Genomic DNA, 22,015 nt, shown 5'->3' with positions numbered 1-22,015 from the left:
AGCGATGGCGAAAAAAATGCCTGAAATGGAAGAGTACAAATATGGCTTTCGCGATAATCACCAAGCGGTATTCCAATCTGGTAAAGGCTTAACTCCGGAGATCGTTAAGGAAATCTCCAAGATTAAGAATGAGCCGGAATGGATGCTGGAGTATCGTCTGAAGTCATTGGATCAATTCAACAAAATGGCTACTCCACGTTGGGGCGGCGATCTTGATGAGCTTGATTTTGATGATATTCAATATTATGTTCGACCTTCTGAGAAGCAAGGAAAGACTTGGGAAGAGGTTCCAGCTGAGATCAAGGAAACGTTCGATAAGCTTGGTATTCCTGAAGCCGAGCAAAAGTTCCTTGCAGGTGTATCGGCCCAATATGAATCTGAGGTTGTATACCACAGCATGCAAAAGGATCTTGAGGATCAAGGCGTTATCTTCATGGATACGGACACGGCTCTTCGTGAGCACCCAGAGATCTTCAAGGAATACTTCGGTACGGTTGTTCCTCCTGCGGACAACAAGTTTGCAGCATTGAACAGTGCGGTATGGTCCGGAGGAAGCTTCATCTATGTTCCAAAAGGAGTCAAGTGCGAAATTCCGCTCCAAGCGTACTTCCGCATCAACTCTGAGAACATGGGACAATTCGAGCGTACGCTCATCATTGCGGACGAAGGCAGCTTCGTACACTATGTTGAGGGCTGTACGGCTCCAATCTACAGCACAAACTCTCTTCACAGTGCGGTCGTGGAGATCATCGTGAAGAAGGATGCTCGTGTGCGCTATACCACGATTCAGAACTGGGCGCCAAATATCTACAACTTGGTTACAAAGCGCGCAGTATGTGAAGAGAATGCGAACATGGAATGGGTCGATGGCAACATCGGTTCCAAGCTGACGATGAAGTATCCGGCTGTTATCTTGAAAGGCCGCGGCGCAAAAGGCTCTGTTCTCTCCATCGCGGTTGCAGGCAAAGGCCAGCATCAGGATGCAGGTGCGAAGATGATTCACTTGGCACCAGATACAACGTCTACCATCATCTCCAAGTCGATCTCGAAGCACGGCGGCAAAGTAACGTACCGCGGCTTGGCTTCCTTCGGACGCAACTCCGATGGCGCGAAGTCTAACGTGAAGTGCGATACGCTAATCTTGGATAATGAGTCTACTTCTGATACAATTCCGTACAATGAGATTCAGAATGACAACATTCAGTTGGAGCATGAAGCAACGGTATCCAAGGTATCCGAAGATCAGCTCTTCTATCTCATGAGCCGCGGCTTGACAGAAGATGAAGCAACTCAAATGATCGTTATGGGCTTCATCGAGCCGTTCACGAAGGAATTGCCGATGGAATATGCAGTAGAGATGAACCGTCTTATCAAGTTCGAGATGGAAGGCTCTATTGGTTAAGAGCAAGAGGGTGAAGGCAGGTCAGGATCGCTGATATGACTTGCATGAACAATAATCATACAGTCTCATCATGAGGCGACTTAGAAGAAGGCAAGCGAATGAGCTTGCCTTCTTTTTTTTATATAGGACTTCTTGGCAAGGGGCAGTGGCTTGATGTACGGCGATGGGGAGAAGCTTTGTCCATTAGACAAATTAATTATGTCTATGCAGGGCAGTATCCTTAGCAGGGCGAATATGCTATGGTTATGGACAAAGAAGGGCAGGAGGGGAAAAGTCATGAGTGTTGTTCGTCTAAAGGAAGATCGGTATCGAGAAGCGCTTGCATTATCGGAGTATGCGTTTCAGTACAAATACACAAGTGAAGCAGAAATGCAAAAATCCATCGATGTGATGAAGCAGCACCATCAGCTCTTCGGAGTAATGGATGAGGACCAAATCGCGGCCAAATTGCATCTGATTCCGCTGGAAATAAGCTTTGGCGACCAAATCTACAGCATGGGCGGTATAGCTGGAGTTGCTACGTACCCGCAGTATCGGAGAAATGGCTACGTGAGAGCAATGCTGAAGCATGTGCTTGAGAAGATGAGAGAGGACGGTCACGTCGTATCGATGCTGCATCCATTCTCCGTACCTTTCTATCGCAAGTTTGGATGGGAGCTGTTCACGAATCGTCTCATCTGTACGCTGAATAAGTCAGATCTCATGATGCAGAAGCAGGTATTGGGTAAAGTGAAGCTGTATCATAAGGATACGCACACAGCTGAGATCAGCACGCTCTATGATCAGTATGCCAAGCGATACTCAGGCATGCTTGTCCGCTCTGAGGATTGGTGGAAGCGTGCGGTGTACGACGATTTGACGGCAGCCGTTTACTACAACGAGGATGGCGTTGCAGCAGGTTATATGCTTTATGAGATCAAGGATTCCAAGATGACGGTTGAAGAATTCATCCCTCTGCAAGCTGAAGCTCGATATGGTCTATGGAACTTCATATGCCAGCATGATTCGATGGTTAATGAACTCAAGATGATTCTGCATGAGCAAGAACCTCTGCTGCATACCTTGAAAGAACCTCGCATCAAAGCAGAACGCAAGCCTTATTTCATGGCCCGCATCGTAGATGCAGAATGTTTCTTGGAGCAGTATTCCTTTAATTGGGAAGGACAGTTAGGGAAAGTACGCATACATATCACGGATGAGGCAGCGCCATGGAACAACGTCACAGCTGTGCTGGATGCAGGGGAGCTTAGGTTGTTGCAGCAAGAAGAGAGAGCGCTTCAGCATGCTCAGTTGAATATTGAAATAGGTGCGCTCACAGCGATGCTCTTTGGCTACAAGCGGCCGTTAGAGCTGCATGAACTTGAAGGACTGTCTGGTCCAATTGACATGGTAGAGTCGCTCGAAGAGCTGATTCCTCATTACCGTCCGTTTTTCCTCGATTTCTTCTAATATTGCCCTTTTCATGACAAGGATGTCACATTCATGTAAGCGACATCGATAGGACTGCTCCTGCGTCAATGCTATGCTGTTTATACAGAAAGGCATACGACGCAGGAGGTTTTTTATTTTTATGCAAGTTGAAAGCAAGAGGTTCGGCATGGATGCTTTTTGGCTTAAGATCATCGCCATGCTGCTTATGGTCCTCGATCATGTTAACACCTACATTTTTATTTATATGGACTTCGCGGTTCCTGCCTATCTCTATTATCCAGGCCGCATTGTAAGCCCAATCTTTTTCTACTTTCTTGTTGAGGGCTTCTTCCATACGCGCAGTCGGATGAAATACGGCTTGCGTCTATTGGGGTGGGCTGCCATTATGGCCGTAGGCTCGTGGCTGCTTGTATGGCTGCTGCCGACACCTATGGGACTAAGCAATAATATCCTTTTGTCATTGTCTGTTGGTGTGGTCATGATGTCAGGATTGCATAGGATTGGGATTGGGAATAGCAAGCAGATCATTATGGGTGTGTTGATGGCTATAGGAGCAGCACTCATCATGATTCTCTATACCGAAGCAAGCATGTATGGCGTCCTATGTGTGCTGGTGTTCTATTATGCCAGAAGCAGCAAATGGATTCTTAGCATCTCTTATATCGCAGGGGTATTTCTCCTTACCATGGTTAGTCTTGGAGGAGAGAACTTCACCTATGAACAGCTGTTTTTATTTGATCCACAGTGGATGATGGTCTTTGCTTTGCCCTTTATCTTGTTGTATAACGGCAAGCGAGGTTATCACGCAGCGTGGTCCAAATATTTGTTTTATGTTTTTTATCCGGTGCATCTTTGGATCATCTACTCGATTAGCTATATGATTACCCAATAAACAGGCAAAGAGGGTGCGGCTGCACCCTCTTTGTATATGCTCATCTATATGTGATTATGCGGTAGTCATGATCTCTTCAATCTCGATGCTCCGATTGGTGGATAGATCAATGAATTGCTGGTCCAATTGAATTAATGGACGGAAAAATTCGGTATGATGGTTCATTATAATAATACCGACACGGCCATCGCTCAGCTTAGCTCGCTTCGAGAGGAAGTTCGGCAGCATTTTTCGTATAAAGGTGTGTGTAATATGGGGATCAAGCAGACTATAGCTCATCTGATTCATTTCCTTCAGAACAGAGAACAGATCCTGCTTCTTCCGGTAAACGCGATTAGAGATCATGGCGCTGTATACATCTGCGACGGCTACGATTCTAGCAACTTCATGAATGCGGTCGGCTGTCAGTCCTACGGGATACCCAGTGCCGTCCATGCGTTCATGGTGCTGAAGGGCGGCAAGAGAGAGCCATTCATCTTCAAAGCTGTTGCTGATGATCTGTTGACCAAAGAGCGTATGCTGCTTGATCTGATCAAACTCCTCATCATTGAGCGCTCCTGGCTTATTAATCAGCTTGCGGTCAATCATACACTTGCCAATGTCGTGCAAATACCCTGCCTTGCCTACTCTTCTTGCATTTTCCTCGCTATATCCGAGCCAAGTAGCTAAGTAGAACGAAAGCACACTCACTTGAATAGAGTGCTGATACGTATAGTCTTCCTCACCATTCATCAGCATCATCAAAGAGACAACATCTCGCTCCTTCTCAATCTGTGATAGAAGCGGGAGGTAGGTCTGCTCAATCACTTCATCCTCAACCATACCATCTTGAGCAGCACTCTCGAAAATAAGATTCGTATGCTGGATTGCAGCTTCATACTGATGAATAAGCTGTTCCTTGGATGCATTCTTCGAAGTATGACGTTCGACGACGGCCTCGGCCATGGAGTCAATCGAGTATTGAGGGGTAAGCCGCTCTATGATATCCAATTGGTCAATCATATGCCGCTCCAGCAATCCTCTATCCTTTGCCTTAAGTATAGTTCCAGCGGACAGAACCAGCGTGCCGTGATCATTAAATATGTCTCTTAGGAGAATATCGCCTTCTCTTACTTCTGTAAGCTGAATACGCATCGTGCGATCCACCGTTCCTCATTCTGGTTTTTTTATCTATGTATGTTCATCATATCAACAATAGGTTGCATGTACAACAACATTTTCCAGATGATGAAGATCCCGTGTGCTGCCGATCGTTAAGGAAGAAAAAAATAGCTTCAAATGAAGATAAAAGGTTATAATGAGTTGTCGGCATATCTAGCTGCTCTTCGTGATACACATGAAATAGTGGACAAGAATTCATGTGAAGGGGCGAAGCAAGATGCTGACCGTACTTGTTGCGATATGTCTTGGCATTGTGGAAGGCTTGACAGAATTTATTCCCGTGTCATCCACAGGCCATATGATACTAACCGCGAAGCTAATGGGGATTGATGAGCAAAGCGATCTATTAAAGACCTTTGAGGTTGTTATACAGCTTGGAGCAATCCTTGCCATTGCCGTAGTCTATCGGGAGAAGATTCTCCGTATGCTGGGTCTTGCACCCAAGACGATGAGGAAGGGGAATGCTCCTAAGAAGCAATTGAATCTTCTTCATCTTGTGTTGGGCATGACCCCCGCTTTACTTACTGCATTCATTGCAAAGGATTATATTAAGGAGCTCTTTAGCGCTGAGACCGTGCTGCTGGCCTTAATTGCTGGCGGATTGTTTATGTGGTTTGCCGAATGGAAAGGCAATCAGAGAAGCTCTCTTTCCAATACCCTTGACGATATCACCTACAAGCAAGCATTCATAATAGGGCTGTATCAGATTGTTTCTGTATTATGGCCGGGCTTTTCGCGTTCCGGCTCTACCATTGCAGGTGGAATGCTAAGCCGGGTCAGCTACCGGGCTGCTGCTGATTTTTCTTTTATCATGGCAATTCCTATTATGCTGGCAGCAAGCGGATACGAGCTTCTGCAGAACTACAAGCAATTTGATTGGCATGCCATTGGCTTTTTTGGATTAGGCTTTATCGTATCCTTTATGGTGGCCTATGTGGTTGTTGTGTTTTTCTTAAAGCATATTCAGAGCATTACGCTTAAGCACTTTGCCATTTATCGCTTCTTGCTTGCAGCCTTATTTTGGTTCTTTGTAATGCTATAATCCGTGCCGATATATACAACAATGACTAGCGCAACTGGATGAGCCTTTCATTGCGTTACATATCCTATACGAAATTTACACACCAGGGGATGACTTTATTTGCGGTGGTTACCTATAACGTCATGCCGAAGCGGCATGAAATTGGCGAAAAGCGTATATAGTGAGGAAGGCCTCATCCTGCTAGGAGCGCATGTGGAACTGAATGACTCATATATTCAAAGACTAAAGGATATGGGAGTTGGCTTTGTCTATATTGAGGATCAGGAAACAGAAGGGATCGAAGCGCCGAACTTGCTGTCGGATCAGACGAGACAAGAAGCGAACTATCGCATACGCAAAGAGTTCAAATCCTTGATGGGCAAAGACATGATTAAGAGTAGAGTGGGAAGCTCGCATTTGGGAAAAACATTCTCTCCTGTCTTGGATCAGATCATTGATGACTTGTCATCTCATCAAGAGGCGATGGTCATGCTTGGGGACATACAAGCTACGGATGATTATATTTTCCGTCATTCACTTAATGTGTGTGTGTACACAACGCTATTCGGGCTTCGATACGGCTATGAGCGCGAAGAATTGAAGCAGCTGTCCATGGGAGCAATGCTGCATGACATCGGCAAGACACAGCTGAATCAGAAGGTGCTGAAGAAGCCGGGGAAGCTTACAGAAGAAGAATACCAACATGTCAAGCTGCACACGGAGTATGGCTTTCGCATTCTTAAGGATGAGCCGAATATCCCCCTTGTTGTCGCGCACTGCGCTTTTCAACATCATGAACGCCTCAATGGCAGCGGGTATCCTAGAGGGATCGGGGAGACAGGCATTCACGAGTTTGCCAAATGGATTGCCATCGCAGATTCCTATGACGCCATGACGACGCACCGCGTATACCGCAATGCGCGAATGCCGCATGAAGCACTAGAGATCTTGTATACAGGCGCCGGCACGCTGTATGATCAAGCGATGCTGTGCCTTTTTAGGGATACAATTGCGGTGTATCCGCTAGGAATGACGGTTCAGCTCAGTACAGGCGAGTCAGGGGTCGTGGCTAAGCTGAATCCGATTTATCCGCAGCGTCCCGTAATCAGGCTCTTGACAGATCCGGACGGGGTTCCTTATGCTGACTTGAGGGAAAAAGATCTAGCAGAGAGTCTGAATATTACGATTCTTGGAGCCAAATTCGATATTTAGCTCTTGGCCCTGCAGTCATTATGGCTGTGGGGATGCGGCATGTAATGCTTTTGAGTGGCATATCTATTTCCATATATCTTGTAATTCTATGTTAAGGCTAGGTGACGAAAGATGAATACTGTGCATCATCATGATCGAAATAAGGAGTGGGCTGTCGGCACTGTATCGAAGCTGTCACCGATGAATGACCCTTGGGACCCTATTGGCTCATTGAAGCGATATGGGGAGCATCGGCTGACCAGTGTGGAGATGACGGTTGCGCAAGTGTGCAATATGCGATGCGAGCACTGTGCTGTTGGCCATACGCTTATTATGAGAGAGCCGAATATGCTTCCGCTTGATCTCATGCTGAAGAAGCTCGATCAAGTTCGTGATCTGGAGACAATCAGCATTACCGGTGGGGAACCTACCTTTCATATGTCGACGGTGAAGGATTATATCATTCCGATTCTAAAATATGCGAGAGAACGCGGGATTCGATCGCAGCTAAATTCGAATGTCACGCTCGATTACGCAAGATATGAGATGATAGCACCGTATCTTGATGTCATGCACATTTCCTTTAACTATACCAATGCAATGGACTTTCATGAGGTTGGCTTTGTGCATAGCAATCATCAAATCTCTTCATCGGTCACAGGCAAGTGGTTCGATCAGATGATGGAGAATACGCGCAAGCTTACTGAAGGAGGACTCCTAGTCTCGGCAGAATCGATGATTAATTATCGCACCCATCACAAGCTGGGCGAGATTCACCGTCTCATTGACGAGATGGGCTGCCAGCGGCATGAGGTCCATCCGATGTATCCAAGCTCCTTTGCAAGCAGCCTGCCAGTATTGTCTATCGATAACTTTAGGCAGTCCATCAACCAACTGCTTGACGTGCGGAACAAAGAGATGTGGATGCTGTTCGGAACGCTCCCATTCTATGGCTGCAGCACGAACCCTGAGGATCACACACTACTTAAGCGCTTGTACGAAGAGCCGAATGTCACGGTGCGCAACGACCCGGATGGACGCAATCGCTTGAATGTGAACATGTTCAACGGAGAAGTGTATGTGACAGACTTTGCTGATATCCCGTCTTTCGGAAGTATTTATGAGGAAGAGTTGGATGATATCTTCAATCGTTGGCTGTCCACGCATCCTCTTGCGCAGTCTGTAAACTGCCACTGTCCAAGTGCGGCATGCTGCGGACCGAATCTGCTCGTAGCCAACATGTATTATCCAAACGTTGATTTTATGAATCGTCAATCGAACATCACACTAGGATGATTGACTTGTATAGAGAAGGCGATTCCACTGCATAAGCAGTAAAAAAGTCGTTGTTTTGTTGCTGTAAGCAATATAAACAACGACTTTTTTGTTGTCCTTAATGAAACATTGCTAATAACGAAACTCGTTCATCTTGCTAGAAGCTAGAAACGAGCACTTAGCGGCTTCTCGGATCGTTCTCTCTCATATTTATAATATGATCAGCGATCAGCTTGCCGTGATGTCTGCCTGACTCAATAAAGATCTCATTGGCATCTCGGCCTGAGGCGATAACACCTGCTACGTATAGACCCTCTACATTGGTCAGCATCGTGTCGGGATGGAACACGGGCTTCTCCTTGTCTTCATCCTGAAGCTTGACCCCAGCACTTTCAATGAGCTCCCGGTCTGGGCGGAACCCAGTAAGCACGAGAACAAACTGGCTGTCCAATTGCTGGTGCGAGCCGTCTTCCGTAAGTACGGTTACGGCATCGGCTTCGATTGCCGTGACTTGTGAGCTGAAGAGCATCTTCACTTCGCCTTTTTCAATCAAGCTCTCGAAGGTTGGACGTACCCATGGCTTGATGCGAGAGGATAGCTCGGCACCTCGGTACACGATGGTCACCTGTGCGCCTATGCGATGAAGCTCCAAGGCCGCATCGACGGCTGAGTTGTTCCCGCCAATAATGGTCACCTTTGTACCCGCGTATGGATGGGCCTCCTGAAAATAATGGGTCACATGCGGCATGTTTTCTCCAGGAATGCCGAGCATATTCGGATGATCAAAGTATCCGGTCGCAACGACGACATAGTGCGCGCTGTACGGCTTCGTTTCTCCACTGGACTTCAACGTGGACACGAGAAAGCTGCCATCCTGCTGCTTGCTGATGCTCGTGACTTCTTCATAGCTGTGAATAGCAAGGTTATAATGGTTGGCAACCGTCAGATAGTAGACCAGCGCTTCTTTGCGATAGGGCTTGTCATGGGTCGTCACAAAAGGAATATCTCCAATCTCAAGCAGCTTAGGCGTACTGAAGAACTGCATATTGGTTGGATAACGGTAAATGGAATTGACGACACAATGTTTTTCTATAATAAGCGGTTCGATTCCCGCCTTCTTAAGCTCAATAGCAGCTGACAGCCCGCAAGGACCAGCGCCGATTACAATTGCTTCATGGTGCTGCATCTAACACGCCTCCATCTCAAAATAGTTGGTCTATGCCTATTCTCTCTATCGTATCAGGTTGTGGGAAGCACTGCCAAGTCCTTTCCCATTAAGAAGGTAAGACATTCGCTCCAAAATATGATAAGGTCATGTAAGCAGGCACTTGTAAATGGCATTATCGAAATACATACAGATTATGAGACAAAGGATGAGATCAAACGATGAGTTCACCGCAAGCTATGATTTTTGACATGGATGGCACGTTGTTTCAAACCGAGACGCTGCTTATACCGGCGTATCATCGCGTATTCGATCGGCTACGGGAAGAAGGGCTGTATGAAGGCCCAACGCCACCTGAGGAACGCATCCTTAGCTCTCTTGGCATGCTGCTCGAGGATATCTGGAATCGTGTTATGCCTGATGCGAGCCTCGAAGCCAAAAAGCGTGCGGATGTGCTGCTCTTGGAAGAAGAGCTGTCTGGACTTCTGCAAGGAGACTCCAAGCTTTATCCAGAAGTGGCCAACACCTTGCAGCAGCTTCATGCGCAAGGGATAAAATTGTTCGTAGCAAGCAACGGCCTTGAGCGTTATGTTCAAGGAGTGGCGGATGCGCATGGCATCACGCCTTGGTTTGATGGATTATATAGTGCGGGCGGGTATCAAACCGAGACGAAGGTGGACTTGGTTCGCATCCTAATGAAGGAGCATCAATTGGAGCATGCTTGGATGATTGGGGATCGATCATCCGATGTGGAAGCGGGCAAGAAGAACGGCCTTACAGTTGTAGGCTGTATGTATGCCGGGTTTGGAGACAATCAAGAACTGGATGGTGCCGACCACTTTATCAATCACTTTGCCGACTTGTTTGTGCTGGCTGCATCTCATTCAGCTGGAAAGTAGGCCGAATGATGACCAATACAGTAGAAGTACCCCCGATCAAGATCCAGCGCCCAAAGCTTCCCAAGCAGCTTGAGTCCATTAAGCTTCAAGATGCGGACATAAGCGATCATGCAGAATTTAGACAGGCACAATGCTCAGATGAGGAATTGTCCTATATAACAGCAAGCAAAGTCATGTGCGATCAGATGATCTTTCGCAATGTCAGCTTCCGTGATGTGTCCTTGCAGCATGCAGAGCTGACGGATGTGATCTTCGAGCAGTGTGATTTGTCCAATGTGGACTTGACAGAGGCGATTATTCACCGGGCACAGTTTCACCAATGCAAAATTATGGGGATGGACATGACAGCGGCCACGATGCGCAATATCGCTTTTGTTGAATGTGCTGGCGATTACGCTACGTTTCGCTTCGCGGATATGAAGCAGGTATCCTACCAAGAGACTTCGCTTGAAAAATCGGACTTCTATCATGCTAAGTTCAATAAGGTGGGATTCGACAACTGCAAGATCGATCAGAGTCAGTTCTCTGGAGCAAGCTTAAAAGGCATCGATTTAAGCACTGCAGACTTTCACAACTTGGGCGTGACGCTAGAGGATCTACAAGGATGCATCATTTCTCCTAGTCAAGCGATACTTTTCACTAAGATATTTGGCCTCGTGGTCAAGGATTGAACAAGCAGAAGGCAGAGACGGACAACGCCGAACTCTGCCTTTTTGATTATATTGTTGCTTAACCTGCATGCTGGAAGGCTCTTTAATTGAACAGCCGCAAAGGAAAGTTAAGAGCCGCTTTTCATTCGTTTCTCAAAGGATTGAATAAGCTCAATCAGCTGCTTGGTCTCTTGCTCCTTCTCCTGCTGGCGCCGTTCTTCCTCGCGCTGCATATCAAGCTCTCTAAGCTCATCAAAATCTGACAGCAAGGGCTCTTGAAGCTCCTCCTCATCAAGCACTTGTGAACGCTGTGAGCGCCGTTCGGCGATGTCAACCGTCTTGCTGCTTCTTCTTGGCTGTTGTGGCAAAGTGGGGAAGAAGGGCTTGCTTGGACGCTTCGCGCTGCCTCGTGACGGCTTGAGCTTAGAGCTTAAGGAAGCAGGAGGCTCTTCGAGCAGCGATGCCATTTCTACCGGTTCGCGGTCAGCAGGGAGAGCGGAGAGGGTCAGCCTCTCGTGAGAAGGGGCTGCGGGTGAATCCGCTTCATGTGAAGTGTGTCCACGAAGCTCGGATGCTCTAGACTCCTGCTTCGTGGAGTTCTGATGCTCGTAGAGCCACTTGGCGTACTCAAGCGGTCTTTGGATTGCAAGCGCGTAGGTGTCTTTATCTCCGCTCTTGGCAAATACCTCACGAGCAGGCTTCGGATTAACCTCCAGCAGCCATACATGGCCGCAGCGGTCAATGGCAAGATCGAGGGCAAGCTCGCATAAGGCGCCATACCGCTGCTCCAAGAACTTAGCGACTTCAACACCGAGCCGCTCCGCATCCTCCTTGACTTGGAGCATCTTCTGCTCATCACCGATCCACTGTCGAAGCAGCGTCTCCATGCGAACAGCCGCTCCGCCACCGTGCAGATTGGAAGTAATGCTCTTCGCCGCTCCAACCCGGCCTGCACAGCCTGTCACCGTCCATGTTCCCGTTCCATCCTTCTGCACCAGCATCCGATAATCATGGACGCGTCCGCTAGCCAGCCTCAATGCGATTCCCTGCTGAGTCAAATACCGTCCTTTCGCATTCCAGGCGGACATCTTCGCACGCAGCTGATTCCAGCTCATCCGCTGGGGGGTGATAATGCGCCGCAATTGGTCTCTTCCTTGGACATAGACCAGCTGCTTGCTGGACTTTAGGCGCTCAAGGCGCAATATGCCTCTCCCTCCGGTGCCGTTTATTGGTTTTAGGTATATCAACTCATGCTCTTTAAGCATTCGCTGTACTTCCTTGATGGAGCTATAGAGCTTCGTTTTCGGCAGATAGGGCTCGAAGGCAGGAACCTCTGAGAGCACTTGATATATCGTCCATTTGTTGCGAAGGGGACGATTCAAGAAGAGCAGATGCCGATACTTTGACCGAAATCGCTTCAACTGCTCAAAGCGATAGGTGTTCTGAATGCGACAGCGGTCAAAGATCATGTGAGGGAACGGAACCCACTTCCTTGACCAGCGCTTTGTACTTGGCTGATACGTCAGGGCATAGATTCGTTTGGGCTGATCTCTCACATCCTGGGGGGTAAAGACGAAGACATCAAGGCCGAGCTTTTTTCCCGCCACAATCATTTTTTGATAAATGTGGCGTTCCTCCAGCTGTTTTTGTTCATTAATGTAGAGCGCTAATATGCCTAACACCGGTTGAGCCAAACGGATTCACCTTCTTCTCTCCGCTATCCGCTCATGCGGGATAGATAGGAGCAGTATTGAAAGATTCGTTCTAATGAACGTCTTCGTATATGAGGCTCATCGAACTTCATGGGCTTCGCATTGGCTTCAAAGAACCAGATCCCCCCGGTGGTGTCAACGCCAAGATCCATGGACATCTCGCCTAAAGTGTGGCCGGAACCACGCTCCACCTGCTTTGCAATGACGACTGCTGCAGCTCTGGCCTTTGCCATGATGCTTCGTGCCTGCTCCGTACCAAAGATCGTTGTAAGAATCTTCTCAGGGTCTTCGATGCTTCCGCCGCGCGGTACATGGGTGGTAATGCTTGAGATGCCAGCGACGCGCGCTCCAATGCCGGTTACATCCCATTGTCCCTTGCCGTTCTTCTGTGCGAGCAAGCGGAGATCGAAGGGGCGCTTATTCATCGTGGCAAGCGTAATTCCCTGCTGGACGATATAGGAGTTCACCCCCGCTTCCTTGCGAATTCTCGTCCACAGCTTTTGAATTTTGGCTGCCTTGTAGGAGATGCTCCCTTTTTTATCTTGCACCTTCAGGCGGTACTTCAAGCTTTTGGCCGGATTCATGCGCAGCGTCATAATTCCAACGCCTGCTTTGCCTGCTTCAGGCTTAAGGTAGAGGTAGGCATGTTTCTTCAGCATCTTGCCTAGGCCGGATGAGGTTCTAAGCCTTTGCGTCTTTGGAATATATTTTTTCGTGGAAGGGGATTTCTTCAACCATTCAAACAGATGCCACTTGTTGAAATAATAGGGATTGAAGATCTTGATGCTGGAATGCGAGAGCACATCTTGGATCTTGCGCCGAACAGCAGGCTGCATCTCATCTTCGCGAAGCGGAATGCGATTATAGATCACGTGAGGCAGAGGGAACCACTCCTGCTGCCACACGTTGGTTTCTTGCATATAGTTGTAGCCGACGACTCGTTTTTGAGAGAGCTTCAAATCTTTGATGGTCAAAATATAGACCGTATAGCCCATCTCTTTGCCAGCGGCGATCGTCTCAGCAAAATTGACGCGGTTGCCTCGAAAGTACTCCTTTTCATCATCCATCGTCAAGATGGCGATGATGGGCTTTCGGTTCATAGCCTCTTCACTCACGGCTCTTCCCTCCTGTGGAATTTACTGAGGTACAAGCAGTGCTCCAAGATATGCTCAACGGAGGAGCGCCCCTCGCTTCTAAGAGCAGGGTGCTTGAAGATCGAGCGTCCGGGCTTAGCATTCGCTTCAAACATCCAGACCTGTTCATCACGATCAATGCCAAGATCGAAGCCAAGTTCACCTAAGCGATGCGGATAATTGCGTTCAATAGCTTCTGCCAATTCCACAGCGACATCTTTGGCTTTATCAATAATCTCCCCTGCTCGATCACCAAATGTACGTTCAAGCGCCTGCTTAGGCGTCATCAACTGCCCGCCGTTCTTAACATGAGTCGTGACGCTGCCTTTGCCCGCTTTCTTCGCGCCGATACCGACGACAACCCATTTGTTCTCTCCGTTCTTATGCACATGAAACCGAAAATCAATGGGGCAGCCGTCAATCTCAGCTAGCCGAACGCCTTGCTGCACGACATAGTTCCGCAGAGAGCGACCATGGCGTCCCTCCAGCATTCGCATCAGGCTTGAGAACTTTTTGAAGCGAAGCAATATATTTTTGCCGCCCGTCGTGTAGCGAGCAAAATAACCTTTCTTCGGCAGGTAGGTCAGGCGGTAGATGCCGATGCCAAGACTGCCCGCGGTAGGCTTGTAATAGACGAACTGATGCTTGTCGAGCATATCTTTAATGACATCAGCATTGGGATTCATAACGGATTCGGGAACGTAGCGATTCGCGGCAACCTCATCCTTAAGCAAGGCATATACATCTGATTTGTTAAAGAAGCTCCAGTTGAAAAAGGGGATGTTTCTGCGGACAAAACGCTCTCGGAGCGTGTTGATGTAAGTGCTTGTTTCGGCCTTTCGGCTTGGAAGACGGTTGTAAATGACGTCTGGAAGCGGGACGGTTCTTCTCACCCAGGTTCCGGCTTCATTAATGAAGTAGGCGTATACCGTCTCATTTTGCCAGTTAATATCTCTTGGAGCAAAGGCAAAGACGTATCCCTTTTTGCTGCCTGCCTTTAGAATTTGCTTAATGAAGCTCGTTCTGCTGCCAAAAGGGTGAGTAGAAGAGCGTTGGGCTGCATCAGACATAATGCCGATTAAGGGGCCGAGCTGGACTTCTCCTTCGGTTTCATTAAGCAAGAACACGCTGCCTGACTTGGGGACGCGAAATCGCTGCCTCAACGACGCAGGAATATACATATGCTTTCCTGCCTTGCGAATGGGCTTTACCGTAACGGGGATGCTGGATGATCCTAAATGGAGCCTTACCGAACGCTTGCCTGACAGGTTCAATTGCTTAAGCAGGGTATGTGAGACATACACCATCTTTTCGGATTTAGGCGTCAAATGGACGTTACATACCGTCAAACTCATGGACTGACCCTCCTAAGATGTCGAACCATGATGCTTCTTGCGTACAAGATCGGCTTCTCGACCGCTTGCTTGGCAGCTTCATGGTCGCCGGTCTGAGTAAAAACGGTTCTTCCCGGCTTAGAATTCACTTCGAGCAACCATATTCGAGCTTGTTGATCAATGCCAAAGTCGAGCCCGCACTCGACGAGACGCCCATGCTGCTGCTCGATTGCAGCAGGGATGATGGAGCTGTAGGATGTAAGTTCCTTTATTAAGCGCTCGGCTGTGTCCTCGCCGAATTGCTCGGTAAGAAATGGGGCCAGCGGCATGGCGTGTCCTCCTCCATGAAGATTCGATGTGATTGCGCCCGGCCGGCCAAGCCTGGCAGCCATTCCGGTTATTGTCCAATGCCCAGTCTCATTCTTTTGCATGAGAACGCGGACATCGTACGGTTCATCGTTAGAGGAATGAAGGGACAGATAAGGCTGAAGAACAAATTTGCGTCCGCCGATGCAGCGCTTGATCCATTGGAGGCCATCCATCGGCTTTTGGAATTCGCGTACGAAAGGTTCGTTGCGTCCATCACGGCCTTCAATTTTTATCCTGGTGGAGCCTTCCTCTGCATGCCAAGAAGAGAAGGTTCTTGTGACGTGCATGACTGAACGCCCTTTGCTTCCGCCATGAGGCTTTAGAAAGACTGAGCCATGATGGCGATTAATATAATCAGCAAGATGCTGATCTCCTTGGTACAGCACCGTTTCAGGAAGGATTTTTTTGAGTAACGGCTCATCCTTCAGCATTTGATACACATCCCATTTTCCGCTTAGGCCGATTCCAAGCCACTTCGTATGCATTCGCTTCATGTAAGAAACCGCTCCTTGGACCTTTCGGAATTGTTCTTTGTTAACGAAGTTCAGCCGATCGAACACAAGCTTAGGAATGGGTGTGATCATTTCCTTCCAGCCATGTTTGATTTTATAGGTGTAGCTGCGCACCATTTTGGTCTTCCGATTAATCCACAATGGACAGAAGATGAGCACCTCTATCCCGTGTTTTTGTCCAGCGATGCACAATTTGCGGCAGAAAGAGGCTTCTGTAAAGGGAGGTTTTCCGCTGGATTCATTTTGCAGTACACCAAGGATTCGGCTCGAATCTTTCCATAGACTCATGGAACTCCACCTCCTTCTTAGAAGCCCGCCAAATATTTTGCATATTCAATCATCTTTCGAACCGAAGGACGGGTTTTATTGTCATGAAGCGGTGTATTATCGTTTTTCGAGGGCTTGGAGTTAACTTCTAGCAGCCAGATTCGACCCGATTGATCGACGGCTAGATCAATGCCAAGCTCGCCGAAATGGGCAGGAATCTGGGTATCGATGCCTTGCGCGATCTGAAGGGAAGCCTGCTTAAGCTTACTGTACATATCCTGCTTTGCATTAGCTGTAAGATTGGAGCGAATCATGGCATCCTTGACCGTGCTTAAGGTGCCGCCGCGCGCTAGATTGGACACAAATTGCTGATTGCTGGCCGTTCTTGCGACGATCGAGGTTAAGGTCCACTTGCCTGTAGCATTTTTTTGAACCAAAGCTCGGAAATCAACGGGACGTCCGCTGTTCTCCATGAGGCTAAGTCCCTGCTGGATCTGATAGCGATTGTTCGACAGCTTTCCTGAGATGGTGGAAAATAGTTTGGCCAGACGGGTATAGTGCTGTCTTTTCGTTCCGTTAACGGTCGTAACCAAGGTTTGATAGTTGTGATCATTAAGCTTTGTAATACGAATGATTCCTTTTCCAAGACTGCCTCTTGCGGGCTTTAGAAAGACAACAGCATACTTCGCGCACATTGATTTGAGTGTGGCATAATTGCGCAGGGCATGGGATTCAGGCAAAAATCGGCCCAAGCTGGCATCTTTTTTTAAAGCATCGAATACTTCTGTCTTATCTAAAAATTTCTCGTTGAAGATGGCGCCGTTATGCTTGGTTTTGACTTCATGCATGAATTGCTGGACACAAGCCTTATTCTCCGATTTGCGAGTTGTCAATCGATTGTTAATAATTTGAGGAATAGGGACTTGTGTCTTCTTCCATGAACGGTTGTGGTAGACCCAAGCCGTAAGAGGCGAAAAAGAAGACTCAAGATGTTCAGGAGTGAACACACAGGCCATAGCTCCTTGTGCCTGGCAGGCTTCCGCAAGCTCCTTGCAGAACAGGGTAATCTGTCCAAATGGCTTCTCAGGGGCATGGGGGTAGTCTCTGCTGATCAGTACGCCGATGAATGGACCGAGAATCAAAGTCTCACTAGACGCTTGATACGTCACTTGCAGGGATTGGCCATTCTCAAGCGCAAACTTGCGGGCAAGCACAGCCGAGATGCGCATTCCGTCATATCGCGGAACCGTCTGAAGCGTGATGAGCCGCTGCTCGGAGCCAAATCTCAGGGTGAAAAGCTTCTGGGAGGGGAGTTTCAACTGCTTTACCCATGTTTCTCCGAGCATAAGGACATCGTCTTTAAGCTGACCTGAGTTCATCACTTGAATCGTCATTTTATTTTTTGACATGTTGGTTCTCCTTCCAACCACAGCTTGCAAAGAACGTGCATGATAGTGCTCGGGCTGCGACGAGCATAGGCGAATGGGAAATCACTGCTGTATCATATGAGGACAGATTTTCCTTGGTGATTGCCTATGGCCCAAAAAGAACCTCAAGGATGCAATCAAGCCTGCCAGAGCCTGTAAGTCCTAACCATTAGACAAATGAGCGATAAATCCGTTAAGATATTAAACGTATGTACAGGGCAGGATGTGCATTTAACTATACATAATGGGCGCCTGCTGAATGAAGATGAGCTCCGAGGGTTAAGGGCTTGTCACCAAAGGAGAGATGAAGAGATGAACAATGTATACGACAGAGCGCATGAACTGGCTCGCGCACTGCAATCTTCCGAGGAAGCCCTTGCTGTGGAGAACGCAATGAAGGAGATCGACAGTGAACCAGAAACAAAATCAATGCTGAATGACTTCCGCACGCGTCAGGTAGAGCTTCAGCAAAAGATGATGACTGGCGCCATGCCTGATCCGCAAGAAATGGAGAAGATGGAGCAGGTCTATCAAGTGATCAGCATGAATCCGAACATTGCAAAGCTGTTTGAGGCAGAACGCCGTTTGGCTGGGATTATTCAAGACGTGAACAAGATTGTGACCGATTCACTGAGTCACCTTTATCAAGAATAGAACGGATGTAAGACAAGAGCCGTGTCCTCGGGTATTGGAGGGGCGGCTCTTAATTTGTTGGTTTGATCCTGACATAATTCCAATTTGCATTTCATAGGCTGATAGTAAAGGAAGAGAGGAGTGTGCCACGTGAAGAAGGTTGCAAAGAAGACAAGCCGTAAAAAGAGCCAAGCGGTGTCGGTGATCTCCATCGTTGCTGTATTAGCTATGCTGTTCATTGCCTTGCCGACGATTCCTCTTAGAGAAGGCTTCTCTTTGGCTTCAATATTTGGAGTGGTGTGGGCACTGTTTGCGGTATTGATTATAGGTGCACATCTCTATCGTTTGCTCAAGGTCGATGAGGATACAGAAAAGAGAATGAAGGCGATCAAGAAGGAGAAAATTCGGAAGCTAGAGCGGCGAATGATGGGAGATTCATAAGAGATGGGACAGCGAGATGCAAGCTAGAAGAAGGCTGTTGTGGCCCTTGCTAAAAAGTGAAGGGCATAATAGTCTTCTTTTTTTTGTGAATTTACGAAAGTTATGAAAATTAATTATATTTTGCGAAAAAAAGAGAAAAAACATGAAAACTAAAGCTGCAATAGGAAAATGACGATGTACAAAGAGCAGAGACTATCATATCCTATTCATCTGAGTTGATCCAAGCGTTGCCGAGTTGTATAATGAACAAATCATTACAGAACTATTTTTTGAATTTGGTCATTCAGTCAGAATTATAAGCAGGAGGTGTTGAGTATGAAATGGTTTCGCAGCCTCCGCTACTTCGGGAAGGAATTTCTGGCTACCATCAAAACGAAAAGCATAGTCATCCCGATGCTCGGTTTGCTAGTAGTTCCGATCCTCTATAGTGGAGTGTATCTGGTGGCGAACTGGGACCCTTACAGTAATGTGAAAAATATGCCCGTGGCCGTTGTCAATGAGGATAAGCCCGTCACATTTGAAGGACAGGAAATCGCCATAGGACGAGAATTGGTGGAGAATCTGCATGATAATGATAGTGTGCAGTTCCACTTTGTAACCAAGGATGAGGCAGAGCGTGGCCTAAAGGAGAATCTCTACTACTTGATGATAGAGATTCCTGAAGAGATGTCACAGCATGCTACAACCATTCTCGATCCGAATCCTACACCACTGGAACTGGTATATAAGGAGAACAGCAGCTTTAACTTCTTATCTGGTCAGATCTCTGATAAAGTGGTTGAGAAAATCAAATCTGAAATGTCACAAAAGGTCACAGAGACCTACGTCGAGCAAATGTTCAGTGCGATTGGACAATTAGCTGTTGGCCTGGATGCTGCAAGCGAAGGCGCTGGTCAGCTCGAGGATGGACTTGCTCAGCTAGGCGCGGGGATTGATACGTTCCGATCCGAGATCAATCATCAAATCAATGAGAAGACCTCTGGTGCTGGCTCCTTGGTTGATCGGTTGCTTGAGGAGAACAAGAAGAAGATTGATGATACGATCTCAAAGGAAATTGATCAGGCGATCAATACGCATAAAGCGCCGCTGCTCGATAAGCTGAACGAGGAGATTGACGCCAAGTCAAATGAGTACAGTCAAGTCATGAGAGAGAAGGTACATACTCGAATTGATGAGATTGTTGGCGAGAATAGTGATCCTGCCAACGAGAAGCTTCATCAGGAAATTGATCGTGCCTTCGATGAATATGGAGTGGTCGTAAGACAGAAGCTTCATCAGGACTTGGATGCTGCTTATGCAACCCATTATGACGAAGCTCTAAAGGCGATTGAGAAGCAGGTGGATCAATCTGTTCTTCAGTCGAAGCCGGTTGCGCAAGCGATGATGCATAACCTGATCGACCAAGAAATGGGCAAGCTTGATGAGACGCTTCATAAGAAGATTCATGAATGGATTGATACGAAGGTTGACGAGTTATTTGATCCGATTATTAAGATCGTAACCGATAATCAATCCAAGATTGCTTCTGATCTGGAGAAGCTGGGTCAGGATTTGGAACAGTTCAATAAGGAGCTCACCCCTGAACAGCAGGAGAAACTTGCTTCCATTCGTGAACAAGTGGATGCCATGATGCCTGATGCGAAGCTTGCATTGGATCCGGAACAATTGATCAAGCTGCGCGACAAGATGAAGCAGGATCTGAAGAAGATTGCGGATGAAGAGCTGAATGCTGCGAACAAGAAGCTGCTAAAAACGGTTCATGCGGAGGCAGACAAGCGATTTGAATCTTACTTCCCAATGGTCCGTGGAATAGCGCAGAACCTAGCGAAGCAAAAGGCAGAGGAAATGGCCCCTGTACTGCTTGCCAAGGCCCATATGATTGCAGATGAGGTCTATCGAGACAAATCAAAAGAAGTGCAGAATACGGCTCATACTGTGCTGGATGAAAAATGGTCCTCGCTTCAGCCAGAGGTTGTCAGCAAGGTTCATGAGCAGGCTGATCAGCAAATCGACCGCGTTCAGCCAGAAATTGTGAATCAGCTGCATGAGACAGCAAACAGCAAGGTAGAGGATCTTACGCCAATCGTTAGAGAGAAGATGCATTCGCTTGCTGACATGAAGCTCGATGAGGCTTCGAAGAAGCTTCAGCATATGATCTTTACGAAGATGACAGAACTCATGGAGCAGGTTGACAAGGCTACCGCTACCATTAATGGCGGGTTCGACCAATTGAAGGAAGGCCAGCAAATGCTGATCGATGGCGGTGCTGAGCTTCGCGACAAGCTTAAAGAGGGTGCGGAAAAAGCGACGCAGAACCCTACAGACGATACGTATCAAATGGTATCAAAGCCTGTAGGAAGCGAGAAGATTGACAACCATGATGTCAGCACGTACGGGGTCGGTATGGCGCCATACTTCCTATCCTTAGGCTTCTTCGTCGGAGCGTTGATGTTCTCGATCATCTTCCCGATGAAAGAAACAAAGCTGCCAGCACCTAACGGCTTTGCCTGGTTCTTGAGCAAATACGGTACGATGATTATCGAGAGCATGCTTCAAGTGCTCATTGCTTGCAGCGTTGTCTTATATGTCATTGGTTTAACGGTAACCAATGTGCCGATGTTCTTCCTCGTATCGATTGTTACGAGTCTCATGTTCTTTGCGTTCATTCAGTTCTTTGTGACGGCCTTTGGCAACGTGGGACGCTTTATTATTATCATTTTGCTTGTGCTTCAACTGTCAGCAACAGCGGGAACCTTCCCGATTGAACTGACGCCAGAATTTTTCCAAATGCTTCATCCATTTTTGCCGATGACGTATACGATTCGAGCTTATCGCGGTGTCGTATCCCTTGGGGATATGAGCTATGTGTGGCAAAACATTTCGATCCTGCTCGTGTTTACAATCATTCCGCTGATTTGCAGCATGATTTACTTTACGATCTCGGACAAGATCGTGAAGAGAAAAGAAGCTAATCAAGAGGAAAAGCTTACGTTATCTTAATTTTTAGCATTGCAACAGCCTCTATATCGGATAAAGACAAAACATAGTCTTTATCGATATAGAGGCTTTTTTTGCGCATGGCAACAAGGATATGGTAAAA

19 protein-coding genes are annotated in these 22,015 nt (G+C 47.5%); 12 read left to right on the top strand and 7 right to left on the bottom strand.

Annotation, left to right across the window (positions count from 1 at the left end):
* The first annotated feature begins 4 nt into the window (after window positions 1–4).
* The 4 genes from sufB to B9Y93_RS17950 all read left to right on the top strand — a co-directional run bounded on the left by sufB (window position 5) and on the right by B9Y93_RS17950 (window position 3,725).
* On the top strand, window positions 5–1,402 hold the full coding sequence (sufB, locus tag B9Y93_RS17960) for a Fe-S cluster assembly protein SufB (RefSeq protein WP_085496614.1): 1,398 nt from the start codon (window positions 5–7) through the stop codon (window positions 1,400–1,402).
* Window positions 1,403–1,500: 98 nt separating this feature from the next.
* Window positions 1,501–1,626 (top strand): hypothetical protein, encoded by a 126-nt coding sequence (locus tag B9Y93_RS25075; protein WP_280522900.1) that lies wholly within the window; start codon window positions 1,501–1,503, stop codon window positions 1,624–1,626.
* A 52-nt stretch (window positions 1,627–1,678) separates the two neighbouring features.
* Entirely contained in the window at window positions 1,679–2,851 is a 1,173-nt protein-coding gene (locus B9Y93_RS17955) for a GNAT family N-acetyltransferase (RefSeq protein WP_085496613.1), read from the top strand.
* A gap of 121 nt (window positions 2,852–2,972) precedes the next feature.
* Complete coding sequence (locus tag B9Y93_RS17950; protein WP_244903460.1) at window positions 2,973–3,725, top strand: TraX family protein; 753 nt, start codon at window positions 2,973–2,975, stop codon at window positions 3,723–3,725.
* 54 nt (window positions 3,726–3,779) lie between these two features.
* Here the strand turns inward: B9Y93_RS17950 and B9Y93_RS17945 are convergent, their stop codons facing one another.
* On the bottom strand, window positions 3,780–4,871 hold the full coding sequence (locus B9Y93_RS17945; protein WP_244903459.1) for an HD-GYP domain-containing protein: 1,092 nt from the start codon (window positions 4,869–4,871) through the stop codon (window positions 3,780–3,782).
* 232 nt (window positions 4,872–5,103) lie between these two features.
* Here B9Y93_RS17945 and B9Y93_RS17940 point away from each other — a divergent pair, with 232 nt between their 5' ends.
* The 3 genes from B9Y93_RS17940 to yfkAB all read left to right on the top strand — a co-directional run bounded on the left by B9Y93_RS17940 (window position 5,104) and on the right by yfkAB (window position 8,394).
* On the top strand, window positions 5,104–5,928 hold the full coding sequence (locus tag B9Y93_RS17940) for an undecaprenyl-diphosphate phosphatase (protein ID WP_085496611.1): 825 nt from the start codon (window positions 5,104–5,106) through the stop codon (window positions 5,926–5,928).
* 135 nt (window positions 5,929–6,063) lie between these two features.
* Window positions 6,064–7,119: an HD-GYP domain-containing protein gene (locus B9Y93_RS17935; RefSeq protein ID WP_244903470.1), complete on the top strand. Its 1,056-nt coding sequence runs from the start codon at window positions 6,064–6,066 to the stop codon at window positions 7,117–7,119.
* A 111-nt stretch (window positions 7,120–7,230) separates the two neighbouring features.
* Window positions 7,231–8,394, top strand: a complete 1,164-nt coding sequence (yfkAB, locus tag B9Y93_RS17930) for a radical SAM/CxCxxxxC motif protein YfkAB (RefSeq protein WP_085496607.1) — start codon at window positions 7,231–7,233, stop codon at window positions 8,392–8,394.
* A gap of 157 nt (window positions 8,395–8,551) precedes the next feature.
* On the opposite strand, the gene B9Y93_RS17925 is transcribed toward yfkAB, so the two are convergent.
* Window positions 8,552–9,559: a YpdA family putative bacillithiol disulfide reductase gene (locus B9Y93_RS17925; protein WP_085496605.1), complete on the bottom strand. Its 1,008-nt coding sequence runs from the start codon at window positions 9,557–9,559 to the stop codon at window positions 8,552–8,554.
* Window positions 9,560–9,759: 200 nt separating this feature from the next.
* On the opposite strand from B9Y93_RS17925, the gene B9Y93_RS17920 reads away from it, so the two are divergent.
* Both B9Y93_RS17920 and B9Y93_RS17915 read left to right on the top strand, forming a co-directional pair.
* A complete protein-coding gene (locus B9Y93_RS17920; RefSeq protein ID WP_244903458.1) occupies window positions 9,760–10,437 on the top strand; it encodes an HAD family hydrolase in 678 nt (225 codons plus the stop codon).
* Window positions 10,438–10,442: 5 nt separating this feature from the next.
* Complete coding sequence (locus B9Y93_RS17915) at window positions 10,443–11,108, top strand: pentapeptide repeat-containing protein (protein WP_085496603.1); 666 nt, start codon at window positions 10,443–10,445, stop codon at window positions 11,106–11,108.
* Window positions 11,109–11,215: 107 nt separating this feature from the next.
* Here B9Y93_RS17915 and B9Y93_RS17910 read toward each other — a convergent pair whose 3' ends face one another.
* Genes B9Y93_RS17910 through B9Y93_RS17890 form a run of 5 tightly spaced genes read right to left on the bottom strand, consistent with a single transcriptional unit; the run spans window position 11,216 to window position 17,823 of the window.
* Window positions 11,216–12,781, bottom strand: coding sequence for a YheC/YheD family endospore coat-associated protein (locus B9Y93_RS17910; protein ID WP_085496601.1), 1,566 nt, complete (start codon window positions 12,779–12,781; stop codon window positions 11,216–11,218).
* A gap of 23 nt (window positions 12,782–12,804) precedes the next feature.
* Window positions 12,805–13,914 (bottom strand): YheC/YheD family endospore coat-associated protein, encoded by a 1,110-nt coding sequence (locus B9Y93_RS17905; protein WP_370738961.1) that lies wholly within the window; start codon window positions 13,912–13,914, stop codon window positions 12,805–12,807.
* The gene (locus B9Y93_RS17900; RefSeq protein ID WP_085496599.1) at window positions 13,911–15,287 is read right to left on the bottom strand and encodes a YheC/YheD family endospore coat-associated protein; all 1,377 of its coding nucleotides are present in this window, start codon (window positions 15,285–15,287) and stop codon (window positions 13,911–13,913) included. Before B9Y93_RS17900 ends, B9Y93_RS17905 begins: the two co-directional genes overlap by 4 nt.
* On the bottom strand, window positions 15,284–16,435 hold the full coding sequence (locus B9Y93_RS17895) for a YheC/YheD family endospore coat-associated protein (protein ID WP_085496597.1): 1,152 nt from the start codon (window positions 16,433–16,435) through the stop codon (window positions 15,284–15,286). The genes B9Y93_RS17900 and B9Y93_RS17895 overlap by 4 nt, the downstream gene beginning before the upstream one ends.
* A 17-nt stretch (window positions 16,436–16,452) precedes the next feature.
* Complete coding sequence (locus B9Y93_RS17890) at window positions 16,453–17,823, bottom strand: YheC/YheD family endospore coat-associated protein (RefSeq protein WP_085496595.1); 1,371 nt, start codon at window positions 17,821–17,823, stop codon at window positions 16,453–16,455.
* Between the two features lie 330 nt (window positions 17,824–18,153).
* Here B9Y93_RS17890 and B9Y93_RS17885 point away from each other — a divergent pair, with 330 nt between their 5' ends.
* From B9Y93_RS17885 to B9Y93_RS17875, 3 genes are all read left to right on the top strand, one after another.
* Window positions 18,154–18,495: a YlbF family regulator gene (locus B9Y93_RS17885; protein ID WP_085496593.1), complete on the top strand. Its 342-nt coding sequence runs from the start codon at window positions 18,154–18,156 to the stop codon at window positions 18,493–18,495.
* Window positions 18,496–18,624: 129 nt separating this feature from the next.
* The gene (locus tag B9Y93_RS17880) at window positions 18,625–18,915 is read left to right on the top strand and encodes a hypothetical protein (RefSeq protein WP_244903457.1); all 291 of its coding nucleotides are present in this window, start codon (window positions 18,625–18,627) and stop codon (window positions 18,913–18,915) included.
* A 315-nt stretch (window positions 18,916–19,230) separates the two neighbouring features.
* Window positions 19,231–21,915, top strand: coding sequence for a YhgE/Pip domain-containing protein (locus B9Y93_RS17875; protein ID WP_085496591.1), 2,685 nt, complete (start codon window positions 19,231–19,233; stop codon window positions 21,913–21,915).
* Window positions 21,916–22,015 lie beyond the last annotated feature (100 nt).

The organism is Paenibacillus aquistagni, from assembly GCF_900177815.1.
GTDB lineage: Bacteria > Bacillota > Bacilli > Paenibacillales > Paenibacillaceae > Paenibacillus_B > Paenibacillus_B aquistagni.
This window is presented reverse-complemented; position numbering and strand designations above follow the sequence as displayed.